This window comes from Janthinobacterium sp. GL_088 (assembly GCF_057837845.1).
Genome location: NZ_CM174453.1, coordinates 6,413,068 through 6,429,809, shown reverse-complemented (window position 1 = coordinate 6,429,809; position 16,742 = coordinate 6,413,068). Strand labels below are relative to the sequence as shown.

The window sequence follows — 16,742 nt, the reverse complement described above, 5'->3', positions numbered from 1 at the left end:
GACGCAGTCAAATGCGGCAGTTGAGGATCACCGGAAACGGCGATGTAGCAAAAAGAAGGAGTTGACGGATGTAGTGAAATGCTTCATACTCTTCCTTCTTCGCAGCTGACAAACACAACGCTTTGTCGATGGCGCGAAAGTAGCACCGAATACAGTTCTTTAACAATTAACAGTCGATAAGTGTGGGCATTTGATGTAAGTGCAGCGTCAATCTTCGGATTGGCGTCTAACTTAAAATATATCAAATGTTCACAAGAAATAATGAAGTAGGCGCTACGAAAGTAGTGGCCTGTCAGTTTTTTGAGTGAGCGACCCATCAGCAATGATGGTGCCTGTAAAAGGGCAAAGTAACAGAGATTAAACTGAAGAGTTTGATCCTGGCTCAGATTGAACGCTGGCGGCATGCCTTACACATGCAAGTCGAACGGCAGCACGGAGCTTGCTCTGGTGGCGAGTGGCGAACGGGTGAGTAATATATCGGAACGTACCCTAGAGTGGGGGATAACGTAGCGAAAGTTACGCTAATACCGCATACGATCTAAGGATGAAAGTGGGGGATCGCAAGACCTCATGCTCGTGGAGCGGCCGATATCTGATTAGCTAGTTGGTAGGGTAAAAGCCTACCAAGGCATCGATCAGTAGCTGGTCTGAGAGGACGACCAGCCACACTGGAACTGAGACACGGTCCAGACTCCTACGGGAGGCAGCAGTGGGGAATTTTGGACAATGGGCGAAAGCCTGATCCAGCAATGCCGCGTGAGTGAAGAAGGCCTTCGGGTTGTAAAGCTCTTTTGTCAGGGAAGAAACGGTGAGAGCTAATATCTCTTGCTAATGACGGTACCTGAAGAATAAGCACCGGCTAACTACGTGCCAGCAGCCGCGGTAATACGTAGGGTGCAAGCGTTAATCGGAATTACTGGGCGTAAAGCGTGCGCAGGCGGTTTTGTAAGTCTGATGTGAAATCCCCGGGCTCAACCTGGGAATTGCATTGGAGACTGCAAGGCTAGAATCTGGCAGAGGGGGGTAGAATTCCACGTGTAGCAGTGAAATGCGTAGATATGTGGAGGAACACCGATGGCGAAGGCAGCCCCCTGGGTCAAGATTGACGCTCATGCACGAAAGCGTGGGGAGCAAACAGGATTAGATACCCTGGTAGTCCACGCCCTAAACGATGTCTACTAGTTGTCGGGTCTTAATTGACTTGGTAACGCAGCTAACGCGTGAAGTAGACCGCCTGGGGAGTACGGTCGCAAGATTAAAACTCAAAGGAATTGACGGGGACCCGCACAAGCGGTGGATGATGTGGATTAATTCGATGCAACGCGAAAAACCTTACCTACCCTTGACATGGCTGGAATCCCCGAGAGATTGGGGAGTGCTCGAAAGAGAACCAGTACACAGGTGCTGCATGGCTGTCGTCAGCTCGTGTCGTGAGATGTTGGGTTAAGTCCCGCAACGAGCGCAACCCTTGTCATTAGTTGCTACGAAAGGGCACTCTAATGAGACTGCCGGTGACAAACCGGAGGAAGGTGGGGATGACGTCAAGTCCTCATGGCCCTTATGGGTAGGGCTTCACACGTCATACAATGGTACATACAGAGCGCCGCCAACCCGCGAGGGGGAGCTAATCGCAGAAAGTGTATCGTAGTCCGGATTGTAGTCTGCAACTCGACTGCATGAAGTTGGAATCGCTAGTAATCGCGGATCAGCATGTCGCGGTGAATACGTTCCCGGGTCTTGTACACACCGCCCGTCACACCATGGGAGCGGGTTTTACCAGAAGTAGGTAGCTTAACCGTAAGGAGGGCGCTTACCACGGTAGGATTCGTGACTGGGGTGAAGTCGTAACAAGGTAGCCGTATCGGAAGGTGCGGCTGGATCACCTCCTTTCTAGAGTTTGCACGAATCAGCAATGATTCACGCATCAAATGTTCACACTTATCGGCTGTTTAATTAAGAAGAAACAGTAGTCGTAGTAGTTCCGCGTTGGGGCTGTAGCTCAGCTGGTTAGAGCACCGTGTTGATAACGCGGGGGTCGTTGGTTCGAGTCCAACCAGCCCTACCAGCTAATTAGTAAAATCTCAGGGGGATTAGCTCAGCTGGGAGAGCACCTGCTTTGCAAGCAGGGGGTCGTCGGTTCGATCCCGTCATCCTCCACCACGTTTTACTCGAAAGTACAAATGTAAGCCTGTGGGTTTAGATTTGATCTTTTAGCGATCAAAGCTGTTTCGTTCTTTAACAATCTGGAAGAAGTAAAGATTATTTATTGATCGGTTTGCCGTAAAAAGTAAATCGATGGGTAATGATTGTATGTATCAACAAACAAGCAACAACGTTGTACTTTCTTATCCCTGTAGCGCTCTTTGATTATTTAGGTAATCAGAGGCTAACGTTATAGGGACAAGCGAATAAGTGCACATGGTGGATGCCTTGGCGATTACAGGCGATGAAGGACGTAGTAGCTTGCGATAAGCTGCGGGGAGTGAGCAAACACACTTTGATCCGCAGATTTCCGAATGGGGCAACCCACCCTTTTAGGGTATTGCATACTGAATACATAGGTATGCAAGGCGAACGCGGCGAACTGAAACATCTAAGTAGCTGCAGGAAAAGAAATCAACCGAGATTCCCAAAGTAGCGGCGAGCGAAATGGGAAGAGCCTGTACGTGATAGTCGGACCGATAACAGAATCCTCTGGAAATAGGAGCCATAGTGGGTGATAGCCCCGTATGTGAAATCGGACCGGTGATACTAAGCGTACGACAAGTAGGGCGGGACACGTGACATCCTGTCTGAATATGGGGGGACCATCCTCCAAGGCTAAATACTCGTAATCGACCGATAGTGAACCAGTACCGTGAGGGAAAGGCGAAAAGAACCCCGGAAGGGGAGTGAAATAGATCCTGAAACCGTGTGCATACAAACAGTAGGAGCGGACTTGTTCCGTGACTGCGTACCTTTTGTATAATGGGTCAGCGACTTACATTCAGTGGCAAGGTTAACCATATAGGGAAGCCGTAGAGAAATCGAGTCCGAATAGGGCGATCAGTCGCTGGGTGTAGACCCGAAACCAAGTGATCTACTCATGGCCAGGATGAAGGTGCGGTAACACGCCCTGGAGGTCCGAACCCACTAATGTTGAAAAATTAGGGGATGAGCTGTGGGTAGGGGTGAAAGGCTAAACAAACTTGGAAATAGCTGGTTCTCTCCGAAAACTATTTAGGTAGTGCCTCAAGTATCACCATCGGGGGTAGAGCACTGTTATGGCTAGGGGGTCATTGCGACTTACCAAACCATTGCAAACTCCGAATACCGATGAGTGCGAGCTTGGGAGACAGACGTCGGGTGCTAACGTCCGGCGTCAAGAGGGAAACAACCCAGACCGCCAGCTAAGGTCCCAAAGATTGGCTAAGTGGAAAACGAAGTGGGAAGGCTAAAACAGTCAGGATGTTGGCTTAGAAGCAGCCATCATTTAAAGAAAGCGTAATAGCTCACTGATCGAGTCGTCCTGCGCGGAAGATGTAACGGGGCTAAGCCAGTCACCGAAGCTGCGGATATATAGCAATATATATGGTAGGAGAGCGTTCTGTAAGCCTGCGAAGGTGTCTTGTAAAGGATGCTGGAGGTATCAGAAGTGCGAATGCTGACATGAGTAGCGATAATGGGGGTGAAAAGCCTCCACGCCGTAAGCCCAAGGTTTCCTGTTCAACGTTCATCGGAGCAGGGTGAGTCGGCCCCTAAGGCGAGGCAGAGATGCGTAGCTGATGGGAAGCAGGTTAATATTCCTGCACCGTCGTATGATGCGATGGGGGGACGGATCGCGGAAGGTTGTCCAACTGTTGGAATAGTTGGTTTTTGGCTCATAGAAGGCACTTAGGCAAATCCGGGTGCGGAATTCAAGGGGTTGAGACGAGTGAACTTGTTCACGAAGCAATCGGAAGTGGTTCCAAGAAAAGCCTCTAAGCTTCAGTCATACGAGACCGTACCGCAAACCGACACAGGTGGGCGAGATGAGTATTCTAAGGCGCTTGAGAGAACTCGGGAGAAGGAACTCGGCAAATTGGTACCGTAACTTCGGGAAAAGGTACGCCCCGGTAGCTTGACCACTTTACTGTGGAAGGGTGAAAGGGTTGCAATAAACTGGTGGCTGCGACTGTTTAATAAAAACACAGCACTCTGCAAACACGAAAGTGGACGTATAGGGTGTGACGCCTGCCCGGTGCTGGAAGATTAAATGATGGGGTGCAAGCTCTTGATTGAAGTCCCAGTAAACGGCGGCCGTAACTATAACGGTCCTAAGGTAGCGAAATTCCTTGTCGGGTAAGTTCCGACCTGCACGAATGGCGTAACGATGGCCACACTGTCTCCTCCCGAGACTCAGCGAAGTTGAAATGTTTGTGATGATGCAATCTACCCGCGGCTAGACGGAAAGACCCCATGAACCTTTACTGTAGCTTTGCATTGGACTTTGAACCAATCTGTGTAGGATAGGTGGGAGGCTTTGAAGCGGGGACGCTAGTTCTCGTGGAGCCAACCTTGAAATACCACCCTGGTTTGTTTGAGGTTCTAACCTTGGTCCGTTATCCGGATCGGGGACAGTGCATGGTAGGCAGTTTGACTGGGGCGGTCTCCTCCTAAAGTGTAACGGAGGAGTTCGAAGGTACGCTAGATACGGTCGGACATCGTGTTGATAGTGCAATGGCATAAGCGTGCTTAACTGCGAGACTGACAAGTCGAGCAGGTACGAAAGTAGGACATAGTGATCCGGTGGTTCTGTATGGAAGGGCCATCGCTCAACGGATAAAAGGTACTCTGGGGATAACAGGCTGATTCCTCCCAAGAGTTCATATCGACGGGGGAGTTTGGCACCTCGATGTCGGCTCATCACATCCTGGGGCTGTAGCCGGTCCCAAGGGTATGGCTGTTCGCCATTTAAAGTGGTACGTGAGCTGGGTTTAAAACGTCGTGAGACAGTTTGGTCCCTATCTGCCGTGGGCGTTGGAAATTTGAAGGGGGCTGCTCCTAGTACGAGAGGACCGGAGTGGACGAACCTCTGGTGTACCGGTTGTCACGCCAGTGGCATTGCCGGGTAGCTAAGTTCGGAAGAGATAACCGCTGAAAGCATCTAAGCGGGAAACTTGCCTTGAGATGAGATTTCCCAGAGCCTTGAGCTCTTTGAAGGGTCGTTCGAGACCAGGACGTTGATAGGCTGGGTGTGGAAGTGCAGTAATGCATTAAGCTAACCAGTACTAATTGCCCGTACGGCTTGTCCCTATAACCTTAGCAGGTACAGAGGATAAGACGGTACAACGTTGCGTGTGTGTTGATACTACTATTCATTACCCCAATCTTTGCTTCTTCCAGATTCAGGCTTTGTCGCTCCACAGAGGACAAATGCCAGTACAAGTTATGCCTGATGACCATAGCAAGTTGGTCCCACCCCTTCCCATCCCGAACAGGACCGTGAAACAACTTTGCGCCGATGATAGTGCTGCAACCAGTGTGAAAGTAGGTTATCGTCAGGCTTGTTATTCGCAGTAGAGAAAAACCCGTCAAGCAATTGGCGGGTTTTTTTTCGTCTGGTGGTTTTTGCAGGTTTTACGGCGTACAGGCATAAAAAAAGCAGCGCTGCGCGCTGCCTTTGTCATTTATCACGCTCATTAAAAGTGATAAGCGACTTTGACGTTCATGTAATTGACGCCGCTATTCGGTTTCTTGTAGCCACCGTTCGAGAAATGCTGGATCTTCGCAGCGACTTCCCATTTGTTATTGAAAATATAGCCAACGCCGATATGGTCGCCGAACTGGAAGTGGGTCGACAGGCGGTTATCGTCGTTATCGTACAGCTTGGACAGCATGTGCACGCCAATGCCGCCTTCCGCATAGAAGCCCAGCTTGTTCGTGTTTTCAAAGCGGAACACGGGGGTAAAGCCCAGGTCCCACAGTTTTTGATGCTGGCCAGGGACATTGCGATAGCTCTTGCCATCCCAGCCGCCGATGCTGGCATCCCAGTAACCGCTCAGCTGTGTGCCATTCGATACGAACCAGGCCTTATCCCAGTTCGAGGTCACGCCGGCGCGTACCATTTGTACCTTCACGCCCTTGGCATATTCGCCGTAGACGGAGTCGATCAGTTTGTCGTCGGCGGCAAAGCCGGCGTTGGCCGCCATCAGCGCGGCAACAGCGGCGATGGATTTGAGGAGATTCTTCTTGAAGAACATAGAGGCTTTCATCGTAAAATTGGCCGATAGGCTATTGTTGTACAGGCACCTTGCTTTGATGCCGCTCTCGCCACTTGTTGATCTCAGGGGTTCAATTGACATTCTCTACAAAAATCGCATTTCTCGGTATCGGTCTGATGGGGGATCCGATGGTCCGGTGCCTGCTACGCGCTGGATATTCTGTCACAATTTGGAATCGCACGCACAGCAAGGCCCAAGTCCTGCGTGCAGCAGGGGCGCAACCCGCCGTTTCCATCACTGAGGCGGTCAATGGCGCGGATGTGGTCATCTCGATGCTGGAAGCCGGTCCCATCGTGGCAACAGTGCTGCAACAGGCGTTGCCGGCCCTGGCAGGCGGTGCGATCTGGATCGACATGAGTTCCACCAAGCAGGCAGAAGCCCAGCAATTTCATGCCACCTTGCACGCTGCAGGCCATGGTTTCATCGATGCGCCCGTCTCGGGCGGCGTCGGTGGGGCACAGGCGGGCACCCTGGCCATCATGGCCGGCGCCAGCACCGGCGATTACGCGCGGGTTGAAGTGATTCTATCGGCCATGGGACGCCCGACGCTGGTGGGGGCGGCCGGCAGCGGGCAGGTCGCCAAGTTGTGCAACCAGCTGATCGTCGGCGCGACATTGAATATCGTGGCGGAAGCCTTGCTGCTGGCCCAGGCGGCCGGCGCCGATGCGAGCGCCGTACGGTCAGCCATCCGCGGCGGCTTTGCCGAAAGCAGGATTTTGGAGGTGCATGGCCAGCGCATGCTGGAACGTAATTTTGTTGCCGGTGGCCAGGTGAAAAGCCAGATCAAGGATATGCACAATATCCTCGCGGCAGCCGAGGCGGCCCACGTCACCTTGCCGGTGACACAACTGGTGACGCAGTGCTATGAAAGCCTCGCTACCACGCACCCGACAGCCGATCACGCGGCGGCCTTGCTGGCTCTGGAAGCGTTGAATCCGGGCCAGCGCCTGGGCACCGGTCCGGATCAACTGAGCTGATTCAAGCGATGGGCAGGCTCGCTTCGGCCAGCTTGACCCAGAAACTGGCGCCGATGGGCAGCAGATTGTCGTTGAAGTCGTAGCTGCCATTGTGCAAGACGCACGGACCCAGGCCGTGGCCGCCATCGCGATGCTCGCCATCGCCATTGCCGATGAAGATGTAGCAGCCAGCCTTTTCTTGCAGGAAGAAGGCAAAATCTTCGGCGCCCATGGTCGGCTCGACATTCGCGTTGACCTTGTCGGCGCCCACCACGCTTTTCATGACTTCGACGGCAAACGCCGTTTCTTTCGTGTGGTTGACCAGCGGCGGATAGTTGCGCTTGAAGTGGAAATCGACCTCGGCGCCAAAGGCGGCGGCCGTATGCACTGCGATGTCGCGCATGCGCTCTTCGATCAAGTCCAGCACGGGCGTGGTGAAGGTGCGCACGGTGCCGACCAGGCTGGCGTCATCGGGAATCACATTGGTGGCGCTGCCCGCGTGGATTTGCGTGATCGACAGCACGGCCGTGTCGAGCGGACTCTTGTTGCGCGTGATGACGGTTTGCCAGCTTTGCGCGATTTGCACGGCCACCATGACGGGGTCGATGCCCTTGTGGGGCTGGGCCGCGTGCGCGCCCTTGCCCTTGACGGTGACGTGGAATTCATTGCTGGATGCCATCATTGGCCCTTCCACCACGCTCAGGGTACCTGTTTCCGCGCCTGGCCAGTTGTGCATGCCGTAGATGGCATCCATGGGAAAGCGGGTAAACAAGCCGTCTTCGATCATTTCACGCGCCCCCGCGCCGCCTTCCTCGGCCGGCTGGAAGACGAGGTAGACCGTGCCGTCGAAGTTGCGGTGCTGCGCCAGGTAATGAGCGGCACCGAGCAGCATGGCCGTGTGGCCGTCGTGGCCGCAGGCGTGCATCTTGCCTGGGTGACGTGAAGCGTGCTCGAAGGTATTCATTTCCTGCATCGGCAAGGCATCCATATCGGCGCGCAGGCCGATGGCACGCTTGGAGGTGCCATGCTGGATGATGCCGACCACGCCAGTGCGGCCCAGGCCGCGTACCACGGGAATGCCCCATTCTGTCAGTTTGGCGGCGACCACGTCCGAAGTGCGCTGTTCTTCGTAGCACAGCTCGGGATGCGCGTGCAGGTCGCGGCGTATACCTTGCAGCTCGGATTGAAACGCCAAGATCGGATCAACTAGTTTCATGGGACTCTCCTGTGAATGCTGGCACGCAGCAATGTATGGCGCGCCGGACCGTGCTTGTTTGATCAAAAACAGGCGCGGCTAATAGTGCATTGTAGCCCTTGTTTGCCGGGTAAATCCAGCGCACGGACGTGCTTGCCACGGCGCCAACAGCAAGCGCGCGGAATGGTTTACAGTATCGCCTTCCCCCAACGTTTTTGGATTGCCCCATGACCACCACCCAAGTGCGCGCCGCCTGCCCGCTCGACTGCCCCGATACCTGCGCCTTGCTGGTCACCGTGACCGATGGTGTGGCAACAGCCGTCAAGGGCGATCCCGACCACCCGACCACGGCTGGCGTGCTGTGCACCAAGGTGTCGCGCTTCACGGAACGCACCTATCATGCGGACCGGCTGCTGCATCCGCTGCGCCGCGTGGGCAAGAAGGGGGAAGGCAAGTTCGAACGCATCAGCTGGGAAGAGGCGCTGCAGACCATCGCGGCCCGCCTGAAACCGATCGCCGCGCGCGATCCGCAGGCGATCTTGCCGTACAGCTACTGCGGCACCATGGGCCTGGTGCAGGGTGAATCGATGTCCTCGCGCTTCTTCAACCAGCTCGGTGCTTCCCTGCTGGACCGCACCATTTGCGCGTCGGCCGGCGCCACCGGTTACCGCTACACGGTGGGTGCCAGCATCGGCACGGACCTGGAGCAATTCCAGAACGCGAAATTGATCATCATCTGGGGCGGCAACCCGATCGCCTCGAACCTGCACTTCTGGATGCGCGCACAAGAGGCCAAACGCAACGGCGCCACCCTGATCGCCATCGACCCCTACCGCTCGTTGACGGCCGAAAAATGCCACCAGCATATCGCCTTGCTGCCGGGTACCGATGCGGCCCTGGCGCTGGGTTTGATGCATGTCTTGATTGTGGAAGATTTGCTCGATCATGACTACATCGATCGCTACACTGTAGGCTACGATGCCTTGAAACAGCGCGCGCTGGAATGGCCGCCCGGGCGCGTGGCCGAGGTATGCGGCATCACGACCACGGAAGTGGTGGAACTGGCGCGCCTGTACGGCCAGGCGTGCCGCTCTGGCGAAGGCGCCGCCATCCGCACCAACTACGGCGTGCAGCGCGTGCATGGCGGTGGCATGGCCGTGCGCAATATTGCCTGCCTGCCGGCCCTGACGGGCGCCTGGCGCCATCCGGCGGGCGGCATGCAGCTGTCGAGCTCGGGTTCCTTCCCCGTCAACCGCAAGGCCCTGCAGCGCCCGGATCTATTGAAAGGCACGCCGCGCACCATCAACATGAGCACCATCGGCGACGATCTGCTGAAAACAGCGTCGCCCGAGTTCGGCCCGCAAGTCGAGGCCGTGATCGTCTACAACTCGAATCCCCTGGCGGTAGCGCCCGATTCGTCGAAAGTGGCACAGGGTTTTGCCCGCGAGGATTTGTTTACGGTCGTGCTCGAACACTTCCAGACCGATACCGTCGATTACGCCGACATCGTGCTGCCCGCCACCACGCAGCTGGAACATGTCGATGCGCATTCCACCTACGGTCACCTGTACATGATGGCGAACAACGCGGCCGTGGCGCCGCTGGGCGAAGCGAAGGCGAATACGGAAATCTTCCGCCTGCTGGCGCAGCACATGGGCTTTGATGACCCGTGCTTCCAGGAAAGCGACGATGCGCTGGCGGCCAAGGCGTTCGATACGACGGATGCGCGCGCCGTACATTTCGACTGGGAATCGCTGAAACGCACGGGCTGGCAAAAGCTGGCCATGGCCGAAGCGCCATTTGCCGAAGGTGGTTTCCCCACGCCATCGGGCAAGTGCGAGTTGTATTCCAGCGCCATGGCGCTGGCGGGACTCGATCCCTTGCCGACGTATATCGCGCCGCACGAATCGCAAGCCAGCAATCCTGCGCTGGCGGCCCGTTATCCGCTGGCCATGATTTCGCCGCCGGCGCGCAATTTCCTCAATTCCACTTTCGTGAACGTGAAAAGCCTGCGCGCGGCCGAGGGCGAGCCGCACCTCGATATCCATCCCGACGATGGCGCCGCGCGCGGCATCGCGGCCGGCGACATGGTGCGCATTTTTAATGATCGCGGCAGCTTTGTGGCCAAGGCCAGGGTGACGGACAAGGCCAGACGCGGCCTGGTGGTGGGCTTGTCCGTGTGGTGGAAGAAACTCGCCAGCGATGGCAAGAACGCCAATGAAGTGACGAGCCAGCGCCTGACGGACATGGGCCGCGCGCCGACCTTCTACGATACGCTGGTTGAAGTGGAAAAGGCAGTCTGACCATGACCCTGGCGCGCTGGCCGGCCCGCTTGCTTGTCGGCACGCTGTGCATGTTGCTGGGTGGCTGTACGCAGCTGCGCTACTACACGCAGGCGGCGCAAGGGCAATATGCGCTGTGGTCCGGCGCGCGCCCCATCGGTGACTGGCTCGATGACCCTGCCACGGAGCCGCGCCTGAAAGTGCGCCTGGCCAAGGCACAGCAAATCCGTCGCTTTGCCGTCAGCGAACTGGACTTGCCCGACAATGGCAGCTACAAGAATTATGCCTCCCTGCGGCGCCCGTTTGTGCTGTGGAACGTGGTGGCCACGCCGGAACTGTCGCTGCAGCCGCTGCAATGGTGTTTCCCCATCGCCGGCTGCGTGAATTACCGCGGCTATTACAGCAAGGAAGAGGCGCTGGCGTATGCCGACGAGTTGCGGGCCCAGCATTACGACGTGCAGGTGGGCGGCGTGCCCGCGTATTCCACCCTGGGCTGGTTCGACGATCCCCTGCTGTCGACCTTTATCAATTACAACGATGCGGAACTGGCGCGCCTGATTTTCCATGAACTGGCGCACCAGGTGGTGTACGTACCTGGCGATTCGGCCTTCAACGAGTCGTTTGCCAGTGCCGTGGAAGAGGCGGGCGTGCAGCGCTGGCTGGCGCGCGAGGGCAATGACGCCATGCGCGCCGCGTACGCCCAGTATGCGGCGCGGCGCCAGGATTTTCTCGCCTTGCTGCTGACATACCGGGGCGAACTGGACGCCGTATATGCGAGCGGCGCCAGCGAGGCGGACAAGCGCGCGCGCAAGACACAGGTATTTGCGGCATTGCAAGATGCCTACCAGGTACTGAAGCAAAACTGGGGTGGTTTTGCCGGTTACGACCGCTGGTTCGAGCAGCCGTTGAGCAATGCGCACCTGGCTTCCGTGTCTACCTACAATGAATTTTTGCCTGCCTTCAAAAAATTGCTGGAAGAAAAAAAGAACTTTCGTGCTTTTTATGCTGCAGTGCACACAATGGCCCAGATCAAGAAGCCTGAGCGCAGGCGTGCGCTGGAACAATTGTCCAGCCCCTGACCCGTAAAGATTGTCTCGCACGTCAGGGCGAACGATCCTGCAACAGTGTATTTATCATGTTGCGCTGCAGCACAAAAAGCCCCTAGAGTTACCGCTCGAATACTGTTGAAAGCGCTTGCATGGAAGCCCGGCGCCCGATAGCATCGCATTAGTAGCATAGAGCAATTGCTCGTCAGAATGCTCAAACTGACTGCAGGACGACAGAATCCGCAGCAATGATCCGCGCCGGCAGGGTGCGCCGGCTCCCCCACGATTATTTGAGACAAGAGGCACAGGATGGAAAAAATTTGGCTGAAGTCGTACCCTCCCGGCGTACCTGCCGACATCGATCCTGATCAATATCGTTCGCTGGTGCATTTGCTGGAAGAAGCGTTTCAAAAATATGCGGATCGCAATGCCTATGTCTGCATGGACAAATTTCTCACCTATGCCGAACTCGACACCTATTCGCGCCAGCTGGGTGCGTGGCTGCAAAGCCGTGGCCTGAAGAAGGGCGCCCGGGTCGCCCTGATGATGCCGAACGTGCTGCAGTATCCGGTGGCGATCGCCGCCGTCCTGCGCGCCGGCTACACCGTGGTCAACGTCAACCCGTTATATACGCCGCGCGAACTTGAGCATCAGCTCAACGATTCGGGCAGCGAAGCCATCATCGTGCTGGAAAACTTTGCCCATACGCTCGAACAAGTGCTGGGCAAGACAGCTGTCAAGCACATCGTCGTCGCCAGCATGGGCGAAATGCTGGGCGGCTTGAAGGGCATGATCGTCAATTTTGTCGTGCGCAACGTCAAGAAGATGGTGCCCGCGTATTCCTTGCCGAACGCCATGCGTTTCAAGCAGGCGCTGGCGCTGGGCAGCCGCATGAAACTCACGCCTGTCGAGCTGGGCATCAATGACCCTGCCTTCCTGCAATACACGGGCGGCACGACGGGCGTGTCGAAAGGCGCGACCTTGAGCCACCGCAATGTGATCGCCAATGTGCTGCAAAGCGAAGCGTGGTCGGGCGCGGCGCTCGACCAGAATAGCAAGGAACAGATGATCATCGTCTGCGCCTTGCCGCTGTACCATATCTTTGCGCTGACGGCGTGCGCCATGTGGGGCACGCGCGTGGGCGCCCTGAATATCCTGATCCCGAATCCGCGCGATATCCCGGGCCTGATCAAGGAGCTGGGCAAGTACAAATTCAACCTGCTACCAGCGGTCAATACCCTGTATAACGCGCTGGTGAATCACCCCGATTTCGCCAAGCTCGACTTCTCGGGCCTGAAGATCGCCAATGGCGGCGGCATGGCAGTGCAGCAAGCCGTCAACGACAAGTGGCTGCAAGTGACGGGCGTGTCCATCATTGAAGGCTATGGCTTGTCGGAAACGTCGCCTGTCGCCACCTGCAACCGCGCCGACAGCACGGCGTTCTCCGGCACCATCGGCTTGCCGATTCCGTCGACCGAGATCGCCATCCTCGACGATGACGGCAAGGAAGTGCCGCTGGGCCAGACGGGCGAAATCGCCATCCGTGGCCCGCAAGTGATGAGCGGCTACTGGAACCGTCCCGATGAAACGGCCAAGGTCATGACACCTGATGGATACTTTAAATCCGGTGATGTGGGCATCATGGACGAGCGCGGCTACGTGAAGATTGTCGACCGCAAGAAAGACATGATTCTCGTCTCCGGCTTCAATGTGTATCCGAACGAAGTCGAGGCCGTCATCGCGGCCCATCCTGGCGTGCTCGAGTGCGCCTGCGTGGGCGTGCCGGATGAGCACTCGGGCGAGGCCGTGAAAGTGTTTGTCGTGCGCAAGGATCCGAACCTGACCCAGGCAGTGCTGGCCGCGTACTGCAAGGAGCAATTCACCGGTTACAAGCGGCCGAAATACATCGAGTTCCGCGATGAGCTGCCGAAGACCAACGTCGGCAAGATTTTACGTCGCGCCCTGCGTGACGAAACGAAGACAGCAGCATAAACAGTGTGGGATGCGCCAGGAGGCGCATCCCTTTTACAGATAAAGATGAGGCGAGATGGACAAGATTTGGTTGAAGTCGTACCCGGACAGCGTTCCTGCAGAGATTGATTGCACGCAATACCGTTCCGTCACGCATTTGCTGGAAGAGTCGTTCCAGAAATATTCGGACCGCAATGCTTTCGTGTGCATGGATAAATTCCTCACCTACCGCGAGCTGGACCAGTTGTCGCAGCAGATGGGCGCCTGGCTGCAAAGCAAGGGCCTGCAAGCAGGCGCGCGCGTGGCGATCATGCTGCCAAACGTGCTGCAGTATCCGGTGGCCATGGCGGCAATTTTGCGCGCCGGCTATACGGTGGTAAACGTGAACCCGCTGTACACGCCGCGTGAATTGCAGCATCAGCTGACCGATTCGGGCAGCGAAGCGATCATCGTGCTGGAAAACTTTGCCACCACGGTGGAGCAGGTATTGCCACATACCCAGGTCAAGCATGTGATCGTCGCCACCATGGGCGACTTGCTGGGCGGACTGAAAGGCACGATCGTCAACTTCGTCGTGCGCAAGATCAAGAAAATGGTACCCGCGTTTTCCTTGCCGGGCGCCATCAGCTTCAACAAGATGCTGGCCGAAGGCGCACGCCTGAGCCTGACGCCGGTGCAGCAGGGGCATGACGATATCGTCTTCCTGCAATACACGGGCGGCACGACGGGCGTGTCGAAGGGCGCGATGTTGCTGCATCGCAACGTGATCGCCAACGTACTGCAAAACGAGGCGTGGATGTCGCCCGTGATGACGCCTGAAATGCGCGCCACCTCGATGGGATTCATGTGCGCCCTGCCCCTCTATCACATCTATTCTCTGACCGTCAGCGCCCTGATGGGCATGCGCCTGGGCGGCATGAGCGTGCTGATTCCCAACCCGCGCGACATCCCCGGTTTCGTCAAGGAATTGTCCAAACACAAGATCGTCGTCTTCCCTGCCGTCAATACCTTGTATAACGCGCTGCTGAACAATGCCGACTTCGCCAAGCTCGATTTTTCCAGCTACAAAGTGTGCAATGGCGGCGGCATGGCCTTGCAGCGCAACGTGGCCGAGCGCTGGCTGAAACTGACGGGTTGCCCGCTGATCGAAGGCTATGGCATGTCGGAAACGTCGCCCGTGGTGACGGGCAACCGCGTCGACATCACGGAATTTACGGGCACCATCGGCTTGCCTTTCCCTTCGACGGAAGTGGCGATCTTGAACGACGACGGCGTGGAAGTGCCGCTGGGCGAGCCGGGCGAGATCGCCGTGCGCGGCCCGCAAGTGATGGCCGGCTACTGGCAGCGTCCGGACGAGACGGGCAAGTCGATGACGGCCGACGGTTACTTCAAGACGGGCGACGTGGGTGTCATGGATGAGCGCGGCTACGTAAAAATCGTGGACCGCAAGAAAGACATGATCATCGTGTCCGGCTTCAATGTGTATCCGAATGAAGTGGAAGACGTGGTCGCTTCCTGCCCTGGCGTGCTGGAATGCGCGTGCATCGGCGTGCCGGATGCCAACGCGGGCGAAGCCGTGAAAGTGTTTGTTGTGCGCAAGGATCCGAACCTGACGGTGGAACAGATCCGCGAGCATTGCAAGCATGAGCTGACGGCTTACAAGAAACCGAAGTACATCGAGTTCCGCGATGAATTGCCGAAGACCAATGTCGGCAAGATCTTGCGCCGTCAATTACGCGACGAAAAGAAGGTAGCCTAGTTCGCAGCCAGGGCCGTGTCCGCCGCCAGGTTTCGCCCTGGTCTGGCGGGCAAGCCGAAGCAGGGGCGCAGCCAGTTCACCTTGCTGATCAGCAGCGACGTCCCCAGCCAGCAGGTCGCCACCGTGCCGGCCAGTACCAGCAGCGGTTCCACCACTGGCCCAAGCTTCAGGGGCACCAGCCAATAGGCCAGCAGCACGATGGCGCTCTGGTGCAATATGTACCAGGGAAAGACGGCCTGGCGCGTCCAAGGCAGCCAGGCAAACGGTTTATTCAGCAAGGTGTGCGACCAGCCAAGGATGGCGCAGATGGCCAGCCACATGTACAGGTTGCGCATGGGCCAGGAGCCGGCCGAGGCCCAGGTCAGCAGGTTTTCCGAATACACCAGGTCGTAGCCCAGATACACGGCAAACGCGCAGGGCGCCAGCAGCAGCGCATGCCAGCGCAAGCGCGCCAGTTCCTGCCACGCTCCCTTGTCATTGCCCAGCCACCAGCCATACAGGTACATGGTGAAATAGATGGCGTGTGCGTACCAGTCCTTCACCAGCGCATGGGTTTCCGGATAGCGCAATTTCAGGAAGGCCGTCGCCGCCAGCGTCGGCAGGGCGGGCAGGATCAACAGGCGCCAGCCGCGCAACCCCGTAAACAGCGGCCTTGCCCTGGCCAGCAGTGGCTGCAGCGCCACCAGCACAATGGTGTACAGCAACAAATACACGAGATACCACAGATGATTCCAGGTAAAACTGGTTTTCCAGCCCGTAAATGCGTCGGCTGGCCAGGCATGGCCGCCAAAGTAATGCAGCAGGAATTGTCCATAGCCAGGCTCGACCAAGCCGTTCGCTACACCCTCGCAATACGGCTGCACGGGTATCACCACGAGCACGCCAAACAGCAGGGGCAACAACAGGCGCTTGACCCTGCGCCGGAGGAAGGCCCCTCGGGACGTTTGCGTCATCATGGCGCAGGACACGCCGGAAATGAGGAACACGATTTCCATGCGCCAACGGTTGATAAAGACCATGGGAAAGTTCAATGTTTCCGTCAAGTAACTGCTCTTCATGTGGAAGGCGGCGCCGTCCAGGTACAGCATGGCCGTGTGGTAGAAGATCAGCAGGCTGAAGACAAGAAAGCGCAAGGCATCGATATCGTAACGGCGAGAATTGGTGGTCATGGTCGCGGAATCCGTTGGTAAGGGAAGGCCCCAGCATAGGCAGGCCGCGCAGGGCGAACCAGCGAAAAGTGACCAATTGCGGGCTGTTTGTGACGAGTGGTGATGCCGGGACGGCTTTGGGA

Annotated in this window: 8 protein-coding genes, 2 tRNA genes and 3 rRNA genes; 10 read left to right on the top strand and 3 right to left on the bottom strand. The window is 56.9% G+C overall.

All coding sequences use genetic code 11. The features are described 5' to 3' along the window. The first annotated feature begins 359 nt into the window (after window positions 1-359). The 5 genes from AC3IQ7_RS28800 (at window position 360) to rrf (ending at window position 5,525) form a co-directional block, all read left to right on the top strand. Window positions 360-1,890, top strand: a 16S ribosomal RNA gene (locus AC3IQ7_RS28800). 98 nt (window positions 1,891-1,988) lie between these two features. Next, window positions 1,989-2,065 (top strand) — tRNA-Ile (locus AC3IQ7_RS28795). A gap of 19 nt (window positions 2,066-2,084) precedes the next feature. After that, a tRNA-Ala gene (locus AC3IQ7_RS28790) sits at window positions 2,085-2,160 on the top strand. Between the two features lie 238 nt (window positions 2,161-2,398). Further along, window positions 2,399-5,274, top strand: a 23S ribosomal RNA gene (locus tag AC3IQ7_RS28785). A gap of 138 nt (window positions 5,275-5,412) precedes the next feature. Further along, window positions 5,413-5,525, top strand: a 5S ribosomal RNA gene (gene rrf, locus AC3IQ7_RS28780). The 16S, 23S and 5S rRNA genes sit together here with 2 tRNA genes alongside, the layout of an rRNA operon. A 135-nt stretch (window positions 5,526-5,660) precedes the next feature. On the opposite strand, the gene AC3IQ7_RS28775 is transcribed toward rrf, so the two are convergent. Beyond that, window positions 5,661-6,233 carry an acyloxyacyl hydrolase gene (locus tag AC3IQ7_RS28775; protein WP_230539252.1) on the bottom strand — a complete coding sequence of 191 codons (573 nt, stop codon included), beginning with the start codon at window positions 6,231-6,233 and terminating at the stop codon, window positions 5,661-5,663. Between the two features lie 83 nt (window positions 6,234-6,316). Between AC3IQ7_RS28775 and AC3IQ7_RS28770 the strand changes: the two genes are divergently transcribed. Next, a complete protein-coding gene (locus tag AC3IQ7_RS28770) occupies window positions 6,317-7,219 on the top strand; it encodes an NAD(P)-dependent oxidoreductase (RefSeq protein WP_489208008.1) in 903 nt (300 codons plus the stop codon). A 1-nt stretch (window position 7,220) separates the two neighbouring features. Here the strand turns inward: AC3IQ7_RS28770 and AC3IQ7_RS28765 are convergent, their stop codons facing one another. Beyond that, a complete protein-coding gene (locus tag AC3IQ7_RS28765; RefSeq protein WP_489208007.1) occupies window positions 7,221-8,414 on the bottom strand; it encodes a M20 aminoacylase family protein in 1,194 nt (397 codons plus the stop codon). A gap of 206 nt (window positions 8,415-8,620) precedes the next feature. On the opposite strand from AC3IQ7_RS28765, the gene AC3IQ7_RS28760 reads away from it, so the two are divergent. From AC3IQ7_RS28760 to AC3IQ7_RS28745, 4 genes are all read left to right on the top strand, one after another. Then, window positions 8,621-10,696, top strand: a complete 2,076-nt coding sequence (locus AC3IQ7_RS28760) for a molybdopterin-containing oxidoreductase family protein (RefSeq protein WP_099376208.1) — start codon at window positions 8,621-8,623, stop codon at window positions 10,694-10,696. Window positions 10,697-10,698: 2 nt separating this feature from the next. Beyond that, a complete protein-coding gene (locus AC3IQ7_RS28755; protein WP_489208006.1) occupies window positions 10,699-11,754 on the top strand; it encodes an aminopeptidase in 1,056 nt (351 codons plus the stop codon). 276 nt (window positions 11,755-12,030) lie between these two features. Next, a complete protein-coding gene (locus tag AC3IQ7_RS28750; RefSeq protein ID WP_099376210.1) occupies window positions 12,031-13,713 on the top strand; it encodes a long-chain fatty acid--CoA ligase in 1,683 nt (560 codons plus the stop codon). A gap of 55 nt (window positions 13,714-13,768) precedes the next feature. Beyond that, window positions 13,769-15,451: a long-chain-fatty-acid--CoA ligase gene (locus AC3IQ7_RS28745; RefSeq protein ID WP_489208005.1), complete on the top strand. Its 1,683-nt coding sequence runs from the start codon at window positions 13,769-13,771 to the stop codon at window positions 15,449-15,451. Here the strand turns inward: AC3IQ7_RS28745 and AC3IQ7_RS28740 are convergent. Beyond that, window positions 15,448-16,620, bottom strand: a complete 1,173-nt coding sequence (locus AC3IQ7_RS28740; protein ID WP_489208004.1) for an acyltransferase family protein — start codon at window positions 16,618-16,620, stop codon at window positions 15,448-15,450. The genes AC3IQ7_RS28745 and AC3IQ7_RS28740 overlap by 4 nt on opposite strands. Between the last annotated feature and the right edge of the window lie 122 nt (window positions 16,621-16,742).

Bases quoted from the DNA above. Each gene is read 5' to 3' on its own strand.
- AC3IQ7_RS28745 (WP_489208005.1), top strand. From the start codon at position 13,769: ATGGACAAGATTTGGTTGAAGTCGTACCCGGACAGCGTTCCTGCAGAG.
- AC3IQ7_RS28760 (WP_099376208.1), top strand. From the start codon at position 8,621: ATGACCACCACCCAAGTGCGCGCCGCCTGCCCGCTCGACTGCCCCGAT.
- AC3IQ7_RS28755 (WP_489208006.1), top strand. From the start codon at position 10,699: ATGACCCTGGCGCGCTGGCCGGCCCGCTTGCTTGTCGGCACGCTGTGC.
- AC3IQ7_RS28740 (WP_489208004.1), bottom strand. From the start codon at position 16,620: ATGACCACCAATTCTCGCCGTTACGATATCGATGCCTTGCGCTTTCTT.
- AC3IQ7_RS28765 (WP_489208007.1), bottom strand. From the start codon at position 8,414: ATGAAACTAGTTGATCCGATCTTGGCGTTTCAATCCGAGCTGCAAGGT.
- AC3IQ7_RS28750 (WP_099376210.1), top strand. From the start codon at position 12,031: ATGGAAAAAATTTGGCTGAAGTCGTACCCTCCCGGCGTACCTGCCGAC.
- AC3IQ7_RS28775 (WP_230539252.1), bottom strand. From the start codon at position 6,233: ATGAAAGCCTCTATGTTCTTCAAGAAGAATCTCCTCAAATCCATCGCC.